This window comes from Planococcus sp. TJ-301 (assembly GCF_058268475.1).
The window spans coordinates 52,626-69,841 of sequence record NZ_JBZDOH010000003.1; the positions used below are offsets into that span (position 1 = coordinate 52,626).

Annotated in this window: 17 protein-coding genes; 4 read left to right on the top strand and 13 right to left on the bottom strand. The window is 48.9% G+C overall.

All coding sequences use genetic code 11. The annotated features are described in order from the left end of the window. Positions 1-47: 47 nt before the first annotated feature. Entirely contained in the window at positions 48-467 is a 420-nt protein-coding gene (locus AC4EHJ_RS13135; protein ID WP_490976075.1) for a universal stress protein, read from the top strand. A 24-nt stretch (positions 468-491) separates the two neighbouring features. Beyond that, on the top strand, positions 492-1,538 hold the full coding sequence (locus AC4EHJ_RS13140; RefSeq protein WP_490976076.1) for a P1 family peptidase: 1,047 nt from the start codon (positions 492-494) through the stop codon (positions 1,536-1,538). A 54-nt stretch (positions 1,539-1,592) separates the two neighbouring features. Here AC4EHJ_RS13140 and AC4EHJ_RS13145 read toward each other — a convergent pair whose 3' ends face one another. The 5 genes from AC4EHJ_RS13145 to murB all read right to left on the bottom strand — a co-directional run bounded on the left by AC4EHJ_RS13145 (position 1,593) and on the right by murB (position 7,294). Continuing rightward, positions 1,593-1,925: a fluoride efflux transporter FluC gene (locus tag AC4EHJ_RS13145; protein WP_490976077.1), complete on the bottom strand. Its 333-nt coding sequence runs from the start codon at positions 1,923-1,925 to the stop codon at positions 1,593-1,595. Then, a complete protein-coding gene (locus AC4EHJ_RS13150; RefSeq protein ID WP_490976078.1) occupies positions 1,922-2,275 on the bottom strand; it encodes a fluoride efflux transporter FluC in 354 nt (117 codons plus the stop codon). Before AC4EHJ_RS13150 ends, AC4EHJ_RS13145 begins: the two co-directional genes overlap by 4 nt. Before the next feature lie 36 nt (positions 2,276-2,311). Further along, positions 2,312-4,678 (bottom strand): penicillin acylase family protein, encoded by a 2,367-nt coding sequence (locus tag AC4EHJ_RS13155; RefSeq protein WP_490976079.1) that lies wholly within the window; start codon positions 4,676-4,678, stop codon positions 2,312-2,314. Between the two features lie 130 nt (positions 4,679-4,808). Then, complete coding sequence (locus tag AC4EHJ_RS13160; protein ID WP_490976080.1) at positions 4,809-6,284, bottom strand: potassium/proton antiporter; 1,476 nt, start codon at positions 6,282-6,284, stop codon at positions 4,809-4,811. Between the two features lie 92 nt (positions 6,285-6,376). Further along, a complete protein-coding gene (gene murB, locus AC4EHJ_RS13165; RefSeq protein WP_490976081.1) occupies positions 6,377-7,294 on the bottom strand; it encodes a UDP-N-acetylmuramate dehydrogenase in 918 nt (305 codons plus the stop codon). Positions 7,295-7,500: 206 nt separating this feature from the next. Here murB and AC4EHJ_RS13170 point away from each other — a divergent pair, with 206 nt between their 5' ends. Beyond that, positions 7,501-8,022, top strand: coding sequence for a YceI family protein (locus tag AC4EHJ_RS13170; RefSeq protein ID WP_490976082.1), 522 nt, complete (start codon positions 7,501-7,503; stop codon positions 8,020-8,022). Positions 8,023-8,070: 48 nt separating this feature from the next. On the opposite strand, the gene AC4EHJ_RS13175 is transcribed toward AC4EHJ_RS13170, so the two are convergent. The 4 genes from AC4EHJ_RS13175 to AC4EHJ_RS13190 all read right to left on the bottom strand — a co-directional run bounded on the left by AC4EHJ_RS13175 (position 8,071) and on the right by AC4EHJ_RS13190 (position 12,832). Then, positions 8,071-9,636 carry an FAD-dependent oxidoreductase gene (locus AC4EHJ_RS13175; protein ID WP_490976083.1) on the bottom strand — a complete coding sequence of 522 codons (1,566 nt, stop codon included), beginning with the start codon at positions 9,634-9,636 and terminating at the stop codon, positions 8,071-8,073. A gap of 138 nt (positions 9,637-9,774) precedes the next feature. After that, positions 9,775-10,404: an FMN-dependent NADH-azoreductase gene (locus tag AC4EHJ_RS13180; RefSeq protein WP_490976084.1), complete on the bottom strand. Its 630-nt coding sequence runs from the start codon at positions 10,402-10,404 to the stop codon at positions 9,775-9,777. A gap of 93 nt (positions 10,405-10,497) precedes the next feature. After that, the gene (locus tag AC4EHJ_RS13185; protein ID WP_490976085.1) at positions 10,498-11,205 is read right to left on the bottom strand and encodes a DsbA family oxidoreductase; all 708 of its coding nucleotides are present in this window, start codon (positions 11,203-11,205) and stop codon (positions 10,498-10,500) included. A 700-nt stretch (positions 11,206-11,905) separates the two neighbouring features. Beyond that, positions 11,906-12,832, bottom strand: a complete 927-nt coding sequence (locus AC4EHJ_RS13190) for a manganese-dependent inorganic pyrophosphatase (protein WP_490976086.1) — start codon at positions 12,830-12,832, stop codon at positions 11,906-11,908. A gap of 390 nt (positions 12,833-13,222) precedes the next feature. Here AC4EHJ_RS13190 and AC4EHJ_RS13195 point away from each other — a divergent pair, with 390 nt between their 5' ends. Continuing rightward, a complete protein-coding gene (locus AC4EHJ_RS13195) occupies positions 13,223-14,020 on the top strand; it encodes a GNAT family N-acetyltransferase (RefSeq protein ID WP_490976087.1) in 798 nt (265 codons plus the stop codon). 104 nt (positions 14,021-14,124) lie between these two features. Here AC4EHJ_RS13195 and AC4EHJ_RS13200 read toward each other — a convergent pair whose 3' ends face one another. The 4 genes from AC4EHJ_RS13200 to AC4EHJ_RS13215 form a co-directional block, all read right to left on the bottom strand. After that, positions 14,125-15,420, bottom strand: coding sequence for an arsenic transporter (locus AC4EHJ_RS13200; protein ID WP_490976088.1), 1,296 nt, complete (start codon positions 15,418-15,420; stop codon positions 14,125-14,127). Between the two features lie 15 nt (positions 15,421-15,435). After that, a complete protein-coding gene (locus AC4EHJ_RS13205) occupies positions 15,436-15,765 on the bottom strand; it encodes an ArsR/SmtB family transcription factor (protein WP_490976089.1) in 330 nt (109 codons plus the stop codon). Positions 15,766-16,013: 248 nt separating this feature from the next. Beyond that, positions 16,014-16,535 (bottom strand): type 1 glutamine amidotransferase domain-containing protein, encoded by a 522-nt coding sequence (locus AC4EHJ_RS13210; RefSeq protein WP_490976090.1) that lies wholly within the window; start codon positions 16,533-16,535, stop codon positions 16,014-16,016. Positions 16,536-16,603: 68 nt separating this feature from the next. Continuing rightward, complete coding sequence (locus tag AC4EHJ_RS13215) at positions 16,604-17,194, bottom strand: DNA-3-methyladenine glycosylase (protein ID WP_490976091.1); 591 nt, start codon at positions 17,192-17,194, stop codon at positions 16,604-16,606. Positions 17,195-17,216: the final 22 nt, after the last annotated feature.

A 17,216-nucleotide genomic window follows, 5' to 3' on the forward strand; every position in this document is an offset into this window, starting at 1 on the left:
TGTCGAATAGTTCATCAATATCCGGACAATTGTTAGGGGGAATTGGCATGTACCAGAAAATTCTAGTGGCGGCAGACGGCTCGGATCATTCGATGCGCGCCGCACATGAAGCAGTAAAGATGGCGAAAGCAAACCCCGATGCCGCAGTCACGCTGCTGTATGTCATCGATTATGAAAAAGCGCGCAACGAAATCCTCCACGGCCAGAGCAGCGACGAAGTCCATTTTGAGCGCCGCAAGCATCTCGCACCACTCGAAGCGGTCTTCCAGGATGCTGCAGTGCCCTTTGAGACAAAGACGCTGCACGGCACACCAGGCCCGACCATCGTCAAGCACGCCAACGATACAGGCTACGACATCGTATTTATCGGCAGCCGCGGCTTGAATGCCCTTCAGGAGATGGTGCTCGGCAGCGTCAGCCACAAAGTCGCAAAGCGCGTCCAGGCTCCAGTGATCATTGTAAAATGAAACGGAAAACAGCAGCCCGTGAAGATGCCGGCTGCTGTTTTTGTTCCAATCAAAGAAAAAGAGATGGTGATTTCATTGAAAAAAGGAAATTTGAATTCAATTGCCGATGTCGCCGGCGTAAAAGTCGGCCACACGACACTAGAAGAGCGCTTGTCTGAGAACGAATCCGTTTGTACAGGCGTCACCGCCATTTTGCCGCATGCCGGCAATTGGTTTGAAGAAAAAGTATCCGCCGCGAGTTTCGTGCTGAACGGCTTCGGCAAAACCGCCGGGCTGGTGCAAGTCGAGGAGCTCGGTGTTCTTGAATCGCCAATTATGTTGACGAATACCTTCAGCGTCGCTGCTGTGCTGCAGGGGACAATGGACTGGATGCTGCGTGAAAACCCGGCAATCGGCGATTCGACCAGTTCACTCAATATCGTCGTCGGCGAATGCAACGACAGCTATTTGAACTCGATGCGCCTTATGGCCGTGCGTCCGGAACATGCCCAACAGGCAATCGGCGCCGCCACGACAGATTTCGCGCAAGGCGCTGTAGGTGCCGGAAAAGGCATGATCTGCTATGGCGTCAAAGGCGGCATCGGCTCCGCTTCACGCATTGCGGAATTTGAAAGCCAAAATTACACGGCCGGAGCTTTGGTACTGAGCAATTTCGGCCTTAAAGAGGAAATCGCCATCGCTAACTGGCTGCCGGATCTTCCCGCGCCCCAAAAGCCGGACGGTTCTGTCATCATTGTAATTGCCACTGATGCACCACTCGACAGCCGGCAGCTAAAGCGCCTGGCGAAACGCGCGGCGATTGGGATGGGGCGCACCGGAACCCATATTCACAATGGCAGCGGAGACATTATCATCGCATTTTCAAACGCTGAACGCATTCCTCATAAATCGACTTCCGCGCTGCAGCAAACAACACTCTTGCGGGATGACCATCCACTGATGGCCGAACTGTTCAAAGGCGTTATCGAAGCGACTGAAGAAGCGGTCTACCAATCGCTGCTCCACGCCGAAACCACAACCGGCCGCATGGGACGGACCATTGAAAAAGGCACCTTTCCTCAAGCTTTTTAAATTTTAGCAACCATGGAAAAAAGCCGTTCCTTTTGCCGGAACGGCTTTTTTTCGTTAATGCAGTAGATGATAGCCGACGCTGAACAATACAATACCGCTCACTAGCGTGGCTCCGAGATAAGACGCCGCTTCGAGCAGGCGGCCGTCTTCAAAATCCTTGACAGCGTCGAGCGCCATCGTGGAAAACGTCGTGAAGGCCCCTAAAAAACCGGTCATCCAAAACAGCGAAAGGCTGCCTGCACCGATAAACAAGCCGAGCACCAACGAGCCGATACTGTTGACCAGCCACGTTGCAAGCTTCGGCTGTTTCGCCCCTCGTTCAGCCAATAAGTAAAATCCGTAGCGGGCAATCGCTCCTAAAAAGCCGCCAAGTGCGATGCCGATCATCCCGCCACCGCCTTTCTGCCGAACCTCAGCCCTATCGCAGCTGCTCCAACAGAAAATGCCGTCATCCCGACTGCAAGCAGCAAGCCGTTCGTGAACGAACGTTCCATCAGCCGGAACCATTCAGCGGTAAATGCCGAGAACGTCGTAAACGAGCCGATTAAGCCGGTCGACACAAACAAGCGGAAAGAAGCAGACTTTGCGTGGAAGCGACCTGCAACAAAGCCAAGCAATAAGCTGCCAAGCAAGTTCACGATCCATAAGCCAGTGAAAGAAGACACCCCTTCGTAGATAATCGCTCGCAACAGCGAACCCGCCATCCCTCCGAATCCGACTGCCATTAAATTCTTCAAGCCTACCGACCTCACATCTTTTTCTTTCAGTATAACTTATTCAGGCGACAATCTTAAGACCGAACCTTGCACTTCTCCTTTAAGGAGCGTTTCATGGAATTTCCCTTCTGCCCAATCGTCTACTTGATTATGAAAGAAATCCGACTTCATATGCCCGCTCAAGCCCGGTCCGACGATGTGGTAAGCGCTTGATAAATCGCTTAGATCAGCGACAAAGCGCCAAGACGCCCCGTGATCAACATTGCCTTCGCCATCAAAACCGGCAGCCTGGACTGTGATGTTAGATCCGCCAATAGGAACTGGGTCCGGATTCAGGAAGCCCTCGAAAATCGGCGACGCACCTGCAAGCGGATGAGGGAATGTCAGTTTATGATTGTCTCCCCATTGCCAATCGCCTGCATCGTTGCCGAATTCTTCTTCAATATCGCCAAGAGCTGTTTCAAGCGAATCCTCCAGCCATTTGCCGGCGCCTCCATATTCCGATACCCATGCCCCTTCGTTGCCGCTGAATGCGTCGCGCATCATTTGATCGGTAATGTGATTTTTGCCCGGCAAGAGGCTGAAGACATCTTCAGGAAATTCATCAGCCAGCATCGTTACTGGCAGCTGCTTCATCCATTTATGGAAAACTAGCGGCTCCGCAGCCCCTTTGCTATCAACTTGATCCCATTCCGCCATCATTTTGAACAATTCGTCGTGTTCATCAGTCTTTTCTTGGACGGCAGCCATCATGTCCTCTAAAAATTCGGCCGCATACAGGTTTTTCTGATCCATCTGCAGCGCCATCATATCTTCTTTCGTCAGATCATCTTTTGACTCCAGCACCTCTGCTATGCGTTCATAGCGGTACGGCTGTGCCCAGAAATCCGTGATGTGGTAATCGTACGAACTGTTGACGACTTCGTTATTGGCCGTCGCGATAAAACCGCTCTTCGGATTCACGGCAGTCGGCAGTTCATCAAACGGCACATAACCATCCCAGCCGTATGCTGACGAATCGCCGGGCACCGGCAATTGGCCGTCGCCTTGTTTGCGGATCGGAATCCGGCCATTCGCTTTATAGGCAATTGTTCCATCGACCGATGCAAAAACGAAATTCTGTGCCGGCGCCTGGAAATCTTCTAACGCTGTTTCGAACTCTTCCCAATTGGAAGCTTTATTGAAACTGAGCACTGCCTGAAGCTCCAATGTCGGTTCATGGGCGGTCCATTGCAGTGAAAACGACGCGTTCGGATCTTCGTCTTTGTACAACACATCTGAAATAATCGGCCCGTGGCGCGTAACCGCCACTTCAAAATGCACCGTCTCGCCGTCTTTCACGTTGATCGGCTCGTTCCGGATTTCTGCCTGCTCCCACACGCCATCATAAAGAAATTGCGTCGGATCTTCCGGATTCGGGGTTTCAATATATAAATCCTGGACGTCCGGGCCGACATTTGTCACTCCCCAGGCAATTTTTTCGTTATGCCCGAGAATGATGCCGGGAATTCCTGCGAAAATGACACCGCTGACGTTCTGTTCCGGCGACTTCAAATGCATTTGATACCAGATCGACGGTGTCGACAAACCAAGATGCGGATCATCCGCGAGAAGCGGCAAGCCGCTCGCCGTCTTGTCACCCGATACTACCCAGTTATTGCTGCCATTGAATTCCGGCGGGATGACTGAAGCATCGAATTGCCCAGCAACTTGCACCGGCTGCTTTTTGTTTGCCGCAATGATTGACGGCGCATCTTCCGGGTATTTGATGAAAATCTCTTTCGCTTTTTCTTCCGGGAATTCGTTCAGCGCCCAGTGCCTGATGGCAAGCGATGACCAGTGCCCACCGAGGTCATATGCCATGAATTTGCCAATCGTCAACGAATCAACCGGCGTCCAGGGTTCAGGTTCGTAGCCGAGAAGCGCAAATTCATAGCTCAGCTTGCCGTCCTTTTTCGCTTGTTCCATGAATGCATTGACGCCTTCTGCGTACCATTCCAACACTTGCTGCGCCTCTGGTTCATAGCCGCTCCATGATTTTTCAGCAGCGTCGCGAAGGCTGAATACCCGGAAGAATTTATCCCGGTCCACTGCCGCCGCCCCTACGACTTCCGCCAAACGCCCACTAGCCTGGCGCCGCGACAAATCCATTTGGAAAAGCCGGTCCTGCGCTTGGACAAAGCCCTGCGCACGGTACAAATCGGCATCCGTCCCTGCTTCGATATGTGGAACGCCGATTTCATCGCGCGTCACTGTCGCACCGCCATCTAAAACGCTGACAACCATTTCCCCCTCCACTTGAGGGCTCGACTTCCCTATGTAAACGTTTACAAAAATTAACGCTGCGGCTGCCAGTACCACCAAGCCGCTCACTATACCCACAATCCATTTCAGCAGCTTTCGGTTCCCTTTCTGTTTACTCACTTGCTTTTCCCCCTTAATTTTTCTTCTCTGATGCTATATCATTCGACCGCCGGAATAAAAATCCTTTATTCGCAAGGAATTTACGGCGCAAATTCATTGCCACAAAATAAAAAGCCCGCAAACTGCGGGCTTAATGATTGATATCTTCTTCTCCAAGCACCATTTTCACTTTCGGCACTTGTTTCTTTTCTGTCAGGACGTACAGGACATCGCCCACTTTCAATTTCGTTGTGCCCGTTGGCATGACCAATTTTCCAGAGCGGATGATGGCACTGATCAAGGTTTGCTTGGGCAGGCCGATGGTTTGCACGAGCTGGCCGGCGAAAGGAGATTTAGCCGTCAGTTCAACTTCCAGCATTTCCGCATTCGCCTTGTCCATCGAGATCAGTTCCAGCGAATGAATCCGCTTCGGCAACGGACGGCCGTTCAAGGATAATTTTTTGGCCATGAACGGAATCGTCGACCCCTGGATCAATGCTGAAGTCAAGACGATAAAGAATACGATATTAAAGAATAAGTAACTGTTTTCGACGCCTGCTATCATCGGGAACGTTGCAAGCACGATTGGCACCGCTCCCTTCAGGCCAGCCCATGACAAGAACAGCTTCTCGTTCAAAGAGTAGTCGAAGAACGCGGTTGAAACGAATACTGCGATTGGACGCGCAATCAAAATCAATACGAATGACAGGACCAACCCCCTCCACATCAAATCCCAATCCAGCAGCTGGCTAGGGAATACCAGCAAGCCGAGCAGGACGAACATGACGATTTGCATCAGCCAAGCCACGCCCTCATGGAAGCTGATGATGGAATAGCTTTGCGTCAATTGGCGGGTTCCGATGACCAATGCCGCCAGATAAACCGCCAATAACCCGCTGCCGTGCATCATTGCAGTGGCACTGTAGATGAAAATTGCAAAGCCTGCTGACAGCACAGCGTACAATCCGGAAGCATCCAGTTTGATGCGGTTCAATGTCCAGGAAGCCAGGTAGCCCAGCACTACGCCAAACACTGCACCAAGACCCATTTCAAGCACGAAACTGCCGATCATTGAACCGATGGAGGAGTCTGGCATCATGATTAATTGGATAAATGCAATTGTCAAAAACATGGCCATCGGATCGTTGGTACCCGATTCCGCTTCAAGTGTGGAAGAGATTTTAGACTTGACGTTTTGTCCGGCTAACACGGAAAAGACTGCCGCAGCATCTGTAGAGCCGACAATCGATCCCAGCAAGAACGCTTCAAGCCATGTGATATCGAGGATATAATATGCAGTAGTTGCTACGATCGCAGTGGTAATCATGACACCAAGAGTCGCCAAGGAAAGTGAGCCGCCCATGACCGGCCGGATATGTTTCCATTTCGCTTGCAGTCCGCCTTCAAAAAGGATAAAGATCAACGCGACAATTCCGACCAATTGCGCGATTTCGGCATTGGAAAAGTAAATGAGGCCGGTGACATCGCTGCCCAAGAACATGCCGATAATCATGAACAAGACAAGAGACGGCACTCCGGCGCGCGCAGATACCTTGGTCATCAGTACGCCAGCCAGGAGGAAAATGCCTCCCATCAAAATTAAACCATTCGTCGAAAAATCGATCATAGGACACCCCCTGTGGTTTTTATGTTGGTTTATTGTACCATAATTTTAGGGCATTAAAAAAAGCGGAGCTCTGTAAAAGCCCCGCTAATCAGTCATATCATGTCTTCTCCAACAATCTTCACTTCAAGCTCTAAATCGATGCCGAATTTTTCTCGCACCGCCGATTTCACCATTTCAATCGTCTGGATGTAATCATCAGCTGTCGCATTGTTTTTGTTGACGATAAATCCAGCGTGCTTCGTCGATACTTCCGCACCGCCGAAGCCCCGCCCTTGAAGTCCGCTTTCCTGGATCAGCTTGCCGGCAAAATTGCCCGGCGGACGTTTGAAAACACTGCCCGCTGATGGAAATTCCAAGGGCTGCTTCGATTCGCGCTGATACGTCAAATCGACCATCTTCGCATCAATCACCGCTTGGTTTCCAAACTCCAAGCCGAATTCAGCTGATAACACATAATAGCCTTTTTTGGTTATGATGCTTTTTCTATAGCCTAATTCCATATCCTCTTTCGACAGCACCAGCTTGTCGCCTTCCGGGGTCAAAACCGTCGCTTGGAGGATGATGTCTTTGATCTCGCCGCCGTACGCGCCTGCGTTCATCGCCATAGCGCCGCCGATAGACCCTGGAATTCCACAAGCGAATTCAAAGCCGGTCAATCGGTTCACTGCCGCTGCTTTCGATACTTCTTTAATATGCGCGCCGCCTTGCGCATAAACCGTAGTGCCTGTAATGCGGATTGCATGAAGGCTTTTCAGGTTCAGCACAATTCCGCGCACGCCGCCATCACGAACGACCATATTAGAGCCGTTACCGAGGAGCAGCAAAGGAATATTGTTTTCATATGCATATTTAACAGTGTATGCTGTTTCATCTTCAGTTGTCGGTGTTACAAAAATATCAGCTGGCCCACCCATACGCGTCAAGGTATGCAGGTGAAGCGGCTCGTTCATTTTCACGTGATCATCGGCCAAAAAGCGGCGAAGATCCGTTAACCATTTTTCTTTCGTCATCCCAAGCAAATCCCTTCTAAACTTTTCGCTTTTAATAGTATCTAATTTTCTTGCCCTTTTGACAAGGGATAGCCTTATGTTCCGTTCTAAAGACCGATAAATTAAATATCTCGAATTAAAGAGTTTTTAATTAAAGACTATTGACATCGAGATTTTTAGCCCTTATAGTTGAAAACAGATACATTACTATTAGGAGGAACAATAACATGAAAAAATGGACAGTAGACCCAGCACACTCAGAAATCGGATTTTCAGTAAAACACATGATGATCTCTAAAGTAAAAGGCTCATTCACTTCATTCGAAGCGGAAGTTGAAGCGAACGAAGAAGATTTGTCTGGAGCTTTGATCGATTTCAAAATCGACATCACAAGCATCAACACAAACAACGAAGACCGCGACAATCACTTGCGCTCGGCTGATTTCTTCGATGCTGAAAACCATCCGCACATCATTTTCACAGCGAATGACATCGTGAAAAAACACGATGAATACGAATTGACTGGCGACCTTACGATTAAAGGCGTTACGCGTCCAGCCACTTTTGAAGTGGAATACGGCGGCAAAGGCACTAACCCTTGGGGCGTTGAAGTTGTTGCCTTCAATGCAGAAAGCAAAATCAACCGCAAGGATTTCGGCCTGACTTGGAACCAAGCACTTGAAACAGGCGGCGTACTTGTCGGCGAAGACATCAAAATTTCATTGGAATTGCAAGCAAACCCAGCATAATCCAAACAAATTAAAAAGCAGTGCGGAAAATTTTTCCGCACTGCTTTTTTATATGGATCCGGGTTCTTCCATCTTATTCAAAGGTTTCACGGCGGGGCCATTGAGCACTTCTCCACTAAAGGAGAAGCGTGAACCGTGGCACGGGCAATCCCATGACCGCTCGGCGTCGTTCCAATGAGTTTCACAGCCCAAATGGGTGCATGTCGTATCGACTAAATGCAGCTGACCGTACTCATCGCGGTAGCCGCCGGCTTTTTTGCCGCCAACTTTCACCAAGCCGCCTTCCCCACTCGCCAACTCCTCGACGGTTTTCGAAGAAGACTGCAACTTCCCTTTCACTAACTCCTTGGCCACTGAGGTATTGTCTTTGATGAAACTGAGGGCATCCACTGCTTTCAGCTTCGTCCGCGTCGGATCGAACAGGTCCGCATACGGATTCGCTTTCCCTAAAATGTGGTCCGCGAGCAGCATGCCGGCAGCTGCCCCGTTCGACATGCCCCATTTATGGAAGCCGGTAGCGACAAAGATATTATCGTATCCTACGGTGATTTTGCCGATATAAGGGACCGTGTCAAGCGTCGTCATGTCTTGTGCAGACCAGCGGTACGGAATTTCCGTAATGCCGAAATGTTCATCGCCAAAATGCGCCAAATTCTCGTAATGCTCAATTGTCGGCGTTTTGCTCTTGCCGGCCGGATGCCCGTCGCCTCCGATGAGCAGCAATTTCTCGCCGTCGATGCCTGTCGCGTAGCGCAGCGATCGGGACGGAGCATCAACGCTGATGTACATGCCATCCGGAATCGGACCGGTCGAACGGGCGGCAATCACGTAAGATCGTTTGACGGACAGCTTTGAGAAATACAAGCCATCGGCATCGTTGAATGGATAATGCGTCGCCACTACCACTTTGTCGCAAGACAGATGCGACATGTTTTCAGTTTGGATTACCGGATCGTCTTTGCTTAGGATTTTTTGCGCGCGAGTGTGTTCGTAGATTTTGCCCCCAAGGCGATCAATTTCACTCACCAGTTTCGCAAGGAATTTCACCGGATGGAATTGCGCTTGGCCTCGCATCACCAAGGCTTCATCCACTTCAAAAGGCAACTCCATTTCCGCTTCCACTTTCGCCAAGCCGCCCTTAATGCCTAAGACTTCATACGCCTCCGCTTCTTTTTTGATCAACGCCGCCCCATGTGCAGTATTCGCGTAAAGGAATGCATCATGGTGCGTCAAATCACAAGCGATGTCGAGCTCTGCTGCCAAATCTTCAATGAATTTCAAACCGCCCATATTGGCGTCGTAATACAACCGGGCTTTTTCTTCCCCCATCAACTTGATCAATGGAGCATAATAGGGACCGTGTTGTGCCGTAATTTTAGCGGTTGTGTAGCCGGTGACACCGTCAATCAGTTTGCCCGCATCAATGAGCGTCACTTTTTTGCCGGCTTTCGCTAGTAAATAAGCAGTGATTACACCTGCTATGCCTCCGCCGACGACCCCAATCTCCGTTGACTCATTGGCTTGCAAAGCCGGAAAGCTTGGGACTTCCTTATACGTTCTCCACAAAGATTCCATATGGTCTGGCAGGCGGCTCGAATGTTCATTTGTTGACATGCTATCCCTCCTAAAGACGTTTTACTAGATAACTACCCTGTCCTCTTCTTTTTAATCAGCAGACTGGCCGAGCTTTAGCAATTGCGGCGTAAAAAAACCGGAAGCGCATTTGCGCCTCCGGTCTGTCATGCCATTCAATTATGCTTTAATTGCTTGCAGGCTGTTGGCCGCGTCTCTTACACGCTCCATGCCTTCTGCAATAATTTCATTTGCACGCTCTGGATCCAACGCATGCCCTTCGATGATCACTTCATTGATGTCCTGGATACCAAAGAAGTTCATGATGTTGCGGATATAATTTACGCTCATTTCGGCCGGAGCCATTTCCGGCGTAGAGTAAATGCCGCCGCGTGCGTTAAGGATGATAACTTTCTTCTCTGGAACAAGCCCGACAGGACCATTTTCAGTGTATTTAAAAGTCATGCCTGCACGGTTGATGTAATCGATGAACGTCTGAAGAGCTGCCGGAATCGTCATGTTCCATAATGGGAATGCGAAAACAACTAGATCTGCATCCATGAAAGCGTCCATTGCTTTAGAAGAAGCTGTCAAAAGGCGCTGTTCAAGATCGCTCATTGGTTCAGCCTGAGCTGATTTTTGCATCGCATCAAAGAAATCCTGGCCGAAATAAGGCATATCTTCTTTGAAAACGTCAAAAGTGCTGACGTTGATGTCGTTGCCGATTTCATTCATGAAAACCTCATACATTTTACTTGAAACCCCTTCGCTTGCAGGGCGGTTGTTTGCTTTTACGACTAATACATTCATTTTTTGAAAAGCTCCTTTTTACTAATATTATTATTCTCGAATTTGAGATAATCAAATTATAATAAAAATCGAGGGTTAATTCAACTTATCTGCTCACGAGTCACATGAATCGCCAGTGCAATATGAAGTCTTTTTTTGTCCCATTGGCTTTAGCTTTGGACGGATGCCTTCTTCGTCCGCAATCTGGCGGATCGAATCGACAAAAGCTTGCAGTGGCTGTGCGCCGGATATCGCATATTTGCGGTTGATGACGAAAAACGGCACGCCCTGTACACCGATTTGGCGCGCTTCCGTGATATCTGCTTCCACTTCTTCATGGAACCGGTCGGAAACCAAAATGCTTTCAGCCTCATCCCTAGGCAGTCCGGCTGCTTCCGCCGTTTCCGCTAAAACTCCATTATTGCTGACATTCTTTCCTTCAACGAAATACGAACGAAGAAGAAGTTCCGTCAAATGCGCTTCCTTGCCGTGCACTTCTGCCCACTTCACTAAGCGGTGGGCCGCTAGCGTATTGCCGTTCATCATGCCATCGAAATTATATTCAAGTCCTACTGAGCGCGCGTGAGCCGCAACGCCTTTCGTCATTTCTTTTGCCTGTTCAATAGTCGCACCTGTTTTAGCAGCTAAACTTTCATATGCCGACACTGTCGAATCAACGGGTGCTGCCGGATCTAATTGATAAGCTTTGAACGAAATCTCAGCTTGTGAATGAAAACCAGATTTTTCTAGAGCCTGCTCCAACGTACGCTTGCCTATGTAGCAAAACGGACATACATAATCTGACCAAATTTCAATTTTCATAATTTCACCTCACGCATTACTATAACAACGAACAAAACTCGGCTCAATGTTTTTGCCTGAATACATCGAACGAAAGAAGTAACATATTGAAACTCGCTTCGGTCGCTTTGGGCAGTGCAAAGACGATTGCTCCTGCGCAAGCTCGTCGCAAAGGCGTCGCCGGAAGTGCCCGGCACCACCTTGGCTCTCGCCATGAGACGAGAAGAACACTCGTCTCATAGCTAAAACCCTTCTGCTTCTGCATCGACACGCTTGCTTCGAAGAAAAGGAGATGGCCCAAATTCCATTTGGCCATCTCCTTGCCTACCCCCGTGACGCGCCTCCGCTAAGATATCTCTCGATATGTAGCAAAACAGCGGAGAAAACCTTACTGCTCCTGTCTCTGTCCCTGTCCCTGCAACGCTTCGCTAGCTTCGGGACATGAAAAACCGTTGCATCGCTGCGCTAGCTTCGAGACATTAAAGTGCGTTGCAGTGCTGCGCACTTCGTCGCAAAGACTTGCCCTCGCAGGCTTTGGGTAAGTCTCGCCCGCGGCAAGCGTAGCTGTTTTGCGGAATATCGATTATAAATATTCAGTAATTCAACTATTTTATATCTTATATCTTCACCCAGGTGCAACCTTCTGCAGCGTGCAGCGTCCTATTGCCTATGCGCGTTGAACAGAGTTCCAGCTCATTAAAAAAACTGACCCCCGGAGGGATCAGCTAAATGCTTCTGTAATGACCGGTACTATCTGCTTTTTGCGTGAAACGACGCCTGGCAATAAAATGCGGTTGTCGACAACACTTGACTTGAAAGCGCCTTCGATGATGCCCGCTTTGCGTCCTAAGACGATGGCGACCGAATCATTGTTCAGGATATCTGTAACCACAAATGCGAATAGATCCAAGTTTTTGCGTGCAATTTTTTCGTTCATCAGCACTTCCAGTTCTTTCTGGCGGCTGATTACTTCATTGACATCGATGGCATTGACTTGAGCCACTTCAAAGCGGTGGTCGTTGGCTTCGAATTCTTTTGAATCGAGCGACATCAAGTCTTCAAGTGTTTTGTTGCTCAAGTCCGCGCCAGCTTTCAGCATAGCAAGGCCGTATTCCGCTGCATCAACATTCGCGATTTCAGCAAGTTCGCGCGCAGCCTGCAAGTCCTGTTCTGTGCAAGTAGGCGACTTGAAGAGCAATGAATCTGAAATGATCGCCGACAACATAAGTCCGGCGATATCAGACGGTACTTTAACTCCATGTTCTTTGTACAGCTTCAAAATGATTGTCGCTGTACAGCCAACCGGTTCGGCGCGGAAGTACAATGGATCGACCGTTTCGAAATTAGCGATGCGGTGGTGGTCCACTACTTCGAGAATTTGGACGTCCTGGATATCGGCTGCGCTCTGCTGGCGCTCGTTATGGTCGACAAGGATGACTTGTGAAGCTTCCGCTGCCACCTTTTCAACAAGGCGCGGCTGTTCGAATTTGAAATGTTCCAATGCGTAGAGAGTTTCGTTATTGGCTTCGCCCAAACGAATCGGTTCCGCCGGCATGCCCAGCTGTTTTTTCAAATATGCATATGAAATAGCCGAACAAATTGAATCGGTGTCCGGATTTTTATGTCCTAAAACAAGAACGTTTGACATTTTTTAACCTCCTGAATGGTGTTGGTTTCCGAAATAATTTTAACACAACTGGAAGCTTAGCCAAAATACAATTGAATTTCCCAAATGCGCAAAGTTTTTAGGCGCATTAGCTAAGCCGATTTTAAAATAACTTTCTCAATTGTCTACTCAATTAAGAAAACTTGAATAACCTTGATTTTGCTGAAATCCAAGAACAGATTTTTGTTGAATTTGCATTATAATTTTATATCTATATACCTAATTATCTAAATAATATAGTAAATTAAAACCCCTTTTTTCGTACGATGAAAAAAATTTTAAGAAAAAGGAAATAATTATATACATTTTAATAGGACAAATGATATAATCACCACAACTAATTTTATTCTTTTCAAGAAAGGAGCGTTTAGATTGACTATAATTTTGGAAAAAAAATACATCCCTTTGGCCGATTATTTTGCTTCTGCATCATCTCAAAAAATTACATTGTCTTTTACCGAAATCGAACAAATTATGGGGCAACAATTGCCCAATGCCGCTTATTTGAACAAAAGTTGGTGGAAAAAGACCAAACCGCCTGCTAAGCATTTCCACGCTTGGATGGATGCAGGCTATTATGTCAGTGATGTAATGACGAACCGCTTTGTCACTTTCGACCGGATCAATCCAGCTGAAGGCGACGGTTCAACGCCCGGCAATGAAGACGTCCTGCTGATCCGCCAAGCGGAACACGGCGATGCCCGTTCATTGATCGCCCTCCAGAAACTGGTCGAAGGCGAATCCGAGTATATGCTTTATGGAAAAGATGAACGCATCCAATCTACCCAGAGCATGCGCAAACAGATAATCGAATGGAAGCAGCAAGGCCATTCCACTATCTTCATCGCTATCTTGAATGGTGAACATGTCGGTTACTTGATGGTCATCGGCAATACAGCCGCACGCGCAGCCCATCGTGCAGCTATCGTCCTGGGTATCCAGAAAAGCGCTCAAAACAAAGGGCTAGCCACTTCTTTACTGGAAAAAGCGGAAAACTGGTCCAAATCAAAAGGCGTTAACCGCCTTGAGCTGACAGTTGTCGAAGAAAACGACGCCGCCCGCAAACTGTACGAAAAATCGGGCTATAAAGAAGAAGGCATTCGCGAGAAAGCATTAATGATCGGCGGCAAGCCTTACAACGAAATTTACATGGCTAAATTCCTGGGCTGACCGCTATCCAACAACTGCAAAGTTCCAATAGACTAAACAAAAAGATAAGGCAAAGCGGAATCCGCTTTGCCTTATCTTTTTTCTTTTCGGCTTTGCGCCGACCTTTAATTGAGCAATAATAGCGACAGGTATAAGCCCGTCAGCGTGATGAAGAGGATCGGAACCGTCAAGATGATCCCAACTTTGAAATAATAGCCCCAACTGATTTCGACGCCCTTGGTTTTCAGCACGTGGAGCCACAGCAAAGTTGCCAGCGATCCGATTGGCGTGATTTTCGGGCCTAAGTCCGAACCGATGACGTTGGCATAAATCAGCGCGTCGCGCATGACGCCGGTCGTATTGGTTTCGGAGATGGCAAGTGCGTCAATCATCACTGTCGGCATATTGTTCATGATCGACGACAGGATTGCGGCGATGAAGCCCATTCCGATTGTTGCCGCAAACAGCCCATGGCTTGCCGTCCATTCGATTGCCGTGGCAAGGACTGATGTCAGCCCCGCGTTGCGCAGCCCGTAGACAACAACATACATGCCAATCGAGAAGAACACGACTGCCCAAGGCGCATTTTTCAGGACCGTCATCGTTTCAACCGCCTTGCTTCTGCGTGAAATTGCCAAGAAAATGATGGCGACCGCCCCCGCGATGAACGAAACGGGAATTCCAAGCGGATCGCTGATAAAATAGCCGACTAGCAGGACGCCTAGAACCACCCATGACAGATGGAACATCTTGACGTCTTTTAGTGCAGCGGCCGGTGTTTTCAAAGCTCCTTCGTCAAAACGCGCCGGAATGTCTTTCCGGAAATACAAGTACAGCACCAGCATGCTTGCCCCAACACTGAACAAATTCGGCAAGAACATATTCAAGGCGTATTGCGCAAAGCTGATGTCGAAAAAGTCAGCGGAAACGATGTTGACCAAGTTGCTGACGACAAACGGCAGTGATGCCGTATCGGCGATAAAGCCGGACGCCATGATGAATGGCAGGATCATCGAATCCTTGAATTTCAGCGCGCGTACCATCGCCAGGACAATCGGTGTCAAAATCAACGCCGCCCCGTCGTTGGCGAATAACGCGGCAACTACCGCTCCGAGTGCAATGACCAGCAAGAACATGCGGATGCCGCTGCCTTTGGCGTAGCGCGCCATATGCAGCGCAGCCCATTCGAAAAATCCGATTTCATCGAGGATCAACGAAATAATGATTAATGCGACAAATGTCAGCGTTGCGTTCCAGACGATGCCGGTCACTTCCCAAACATCACCGAAATCAACAACGCCGACCAGCAAAGCAACAACCGCTCCAGCAATTGCAGACCATCCGATCGACAGCCCGCGTGGCTGCCAAATAACAAATACCAAGGTAATCAAAAATATCAAACTGGCTGACCAAATATCCACTTCTAACACAACTCCCTATTCACAAATTACTTTTTTTCCTTCTGCAACCAAGGTCGCCACTGTCCGCTCCGGTTCCGGAAGCAAACTCAACAAGTGGATGAGCATCGGATACAGCGGGTGGCGGATATTCAGCGACCAGATCGTCCAACGGCCGCGTTTTTCTTCGGTGACGAGTTCCGCTTGCTTCAGCTTGCGCATATGCTGGCTGATGGCAGGCTGCGTCATATCAATCAATTCCGTGAATTCGCAAATGCACAGCGACTCCGTCATCAAATATTTTAAGATAAGCATTCGGTTATGGTCGCCGATTGCTTTCAAATAAGATTCCATTTGAAGATAATCCATTTTTTCACCTTCTTTTATTCGTACTTTCCACATTATATAAGTGTTTGCTTATAAGTTCAAGGGGGGAAAACGCAATTAGTTGCGGAAAACCGGTGGTTACTTGCGATATTTTTGCTTACTTGCAGCAACCCATTCTTTACTTGCGGCAAACGCAGATTTACTTGCAGCAGGCCCTCTTCCACACCCCACGCGACCGTTTCGAGCCAAATAAAAAAAGCCCCGCAATCGCGGGGCCCCACTCCATTTCATTATCCCAAGTTTTCTAGCAGCTTCAACGCTTCGCGGTTGAAAGCCGGCAGGTCGTCCGGTTGGCGGCTTGTCACCAATTGGTTTTGGCAAACGACAACTTCCTGGTCGACCACTTTTGCGCCGGCGTATTCCATGTCCGTTTGAATTGACTTATAGCCGGTTACGTCGCGATCTTCAAGGGCACGCGCTGAAATCAGCAATTGCGGCCCGTGGCAAATGGCAAAGACCGGTTTTTTCGCGTCCATGAACGCTTTTTTAAATTTCACGAAGCGGTCGTCCGCGCGCAATTGATCCGGCGAAAAGCCGCCCGGCAAGAACAATGCGTCAAAATCGTCCGGGCTGACTTCGTCAATGCCCTTGTCAATTGTCACTGTGGCTTCGCCTTGCTTGCCAGTCACCTTTTTCCCTGCATCCTTTTCAATCGTAAAGACTTCATGGCCCGCTTCGTTGAACGCTTTCGTCGGCTCTGTATATTCCACATCTTCAAACATGTCGGTAATTAACGTTGCAATTTTCGCCATCATCTTCCACTCCCCGTTTATTTAGTCTCCCTTACTATTCCACGAGAAAACCAAAGTAAACACGACGATTAGCGGAATTTGGAAACGAACGGATTATCCTGCTCCCAAAAACGGTACGGGTAATGGACAGCTTCCTGCGAATTGGCTATGCCGACCCTTGGGCCTTCCGCAATCGCGTGGACGGCATCGCCTTCTGCGATATACAGCGGGCGCTCCGTGAAATGATGGCCGTAATACTCCATTGTGATGCCCATCGCTTTCGTAAGCTTCCCAGGGCCGCTCGTCCATTGCTTGATCGGGAGATGTTTGCCGCGCAGTTCCGCCATTAAATCAATGCCTTCTACCGGCTCAACTGCGCGGATCAAAATCGCACGCGGCGTATCCAGCGGCCCACTGACGACATTGATCAGCGTATGGGTATGCATCTGATACGTATAGACGCTTCCGGCTTTGCCGAACATGATTTCCGTGCGCTTCGTGCGGCGGTTGCCAAAACTATGGGCGGCACGATCTTCCGCTCCCATATAGGCTTCCGTTTCAACAATGCGGCCAGCGACTATTCCAGCTGGCGTTTCGTGGACCAATAGCTGGCCCAGCAGAGAACGCGCCAATTCAAGTGTCGGCGCTTCAAAAAATTGTGCAGAGACTGGTGTGAACATAAGTAAATCCCTCCTACCCGGA

Bases quoted from the DNA above. Each gene is read 5' to 3' on its own strand.
- AC4EHJ_RS13170 (WP_490976082.1), top strand. From the start codon at position 7,501: ATGAAAAAATGGACAGTAGACCCAGCACACTCAGAAATCGGATTTTCA.
- AC4EHJ_RS13140 (WP_490976076.1), top strand. From the start codon at position 492: ATGCCGGCTGCTGTTTTTGTTCCAATCAAAGAAAAAGAGATGGTGATT.
- AC4EHJ_RS13205 (WP_490976089.1), bottom strand. From the start codon at position 15,765: ATGGATTATCTTCAAATGGAATCTTATTTGAAAGCAATCGGCGACCAT.
- AC4EHJ_RS13145 (WP_490976077.1), bottom strand. From the start codon at position 1,925: ATGATCGGCATCGCACTTGGCGGCTTTTTAGGAGCGATTGCCCGCTAC.
- murB (WP_490976081.1), bottom strand. From the start codon at position 7,294: ATGACGAAAGAAAAATGGTTAACGGATCTTCGCCGCTTTTTGGCCGAT.
- AC4EHJ_RS13135 (WP_490976075.1), top strand. From the start codon at position 48: ATGTACCAGAAAATTCTAGTGGCGGCAGACGGCTCGGATCATTCGATG.
- AC4EHJ_RS13160 (WP_490976080.1), bottom strand. From the start codon at position 6,284: ATGATCGATTTTTCGACGAATGGTTTAATTTTGATGGGAGGCATTTTC.
- AC4EHJ_RS13175 (WP_490976083.1), bottom strand. From the start codon at position 9,636: ATGTCAACAAATGAACATTCGAGCCGCCTGCCAGACCATATGGAATCT.
- AC4EHJ_RS13210 (WP_490976090.1), bottom strand. From the start codon at position 16,535: ATGGCGAAAATTGCAACGTTAATTACCGACATGTTTGAAGATGTGGAA.
- AC4EHJ_RS13215 (WP_490976091.1), bottom strand. From the start codon at position 17,194: ATGTTCACACCAGTCTCTGCACAATTTTTTGAAGCGCCGACACTTGAA.
- AC4EHJ_RS13185 (WP_490976085.1), bottom strand. From the start codon at position 11,205: ATGAAAATTGAAATTTGGTCAGATTATGTATGTCCGTTTTGCTACATA.
- AC4EHJ_RS13180 (WP_490976084.1), bottom strand. From the start codon at position 10,404: ATGAATGTATTAGTCGTAAAAGCAAACAACCGCCCTGCAAGCGAAGGG.
- AC4EHJ_RS13190 (WP_490976086.1), bottom strand. From the start codon at position 12,832: ATGTCAAACGTTCTTGTTTTAGGACATAAAAATCCGGACACCGATTCA.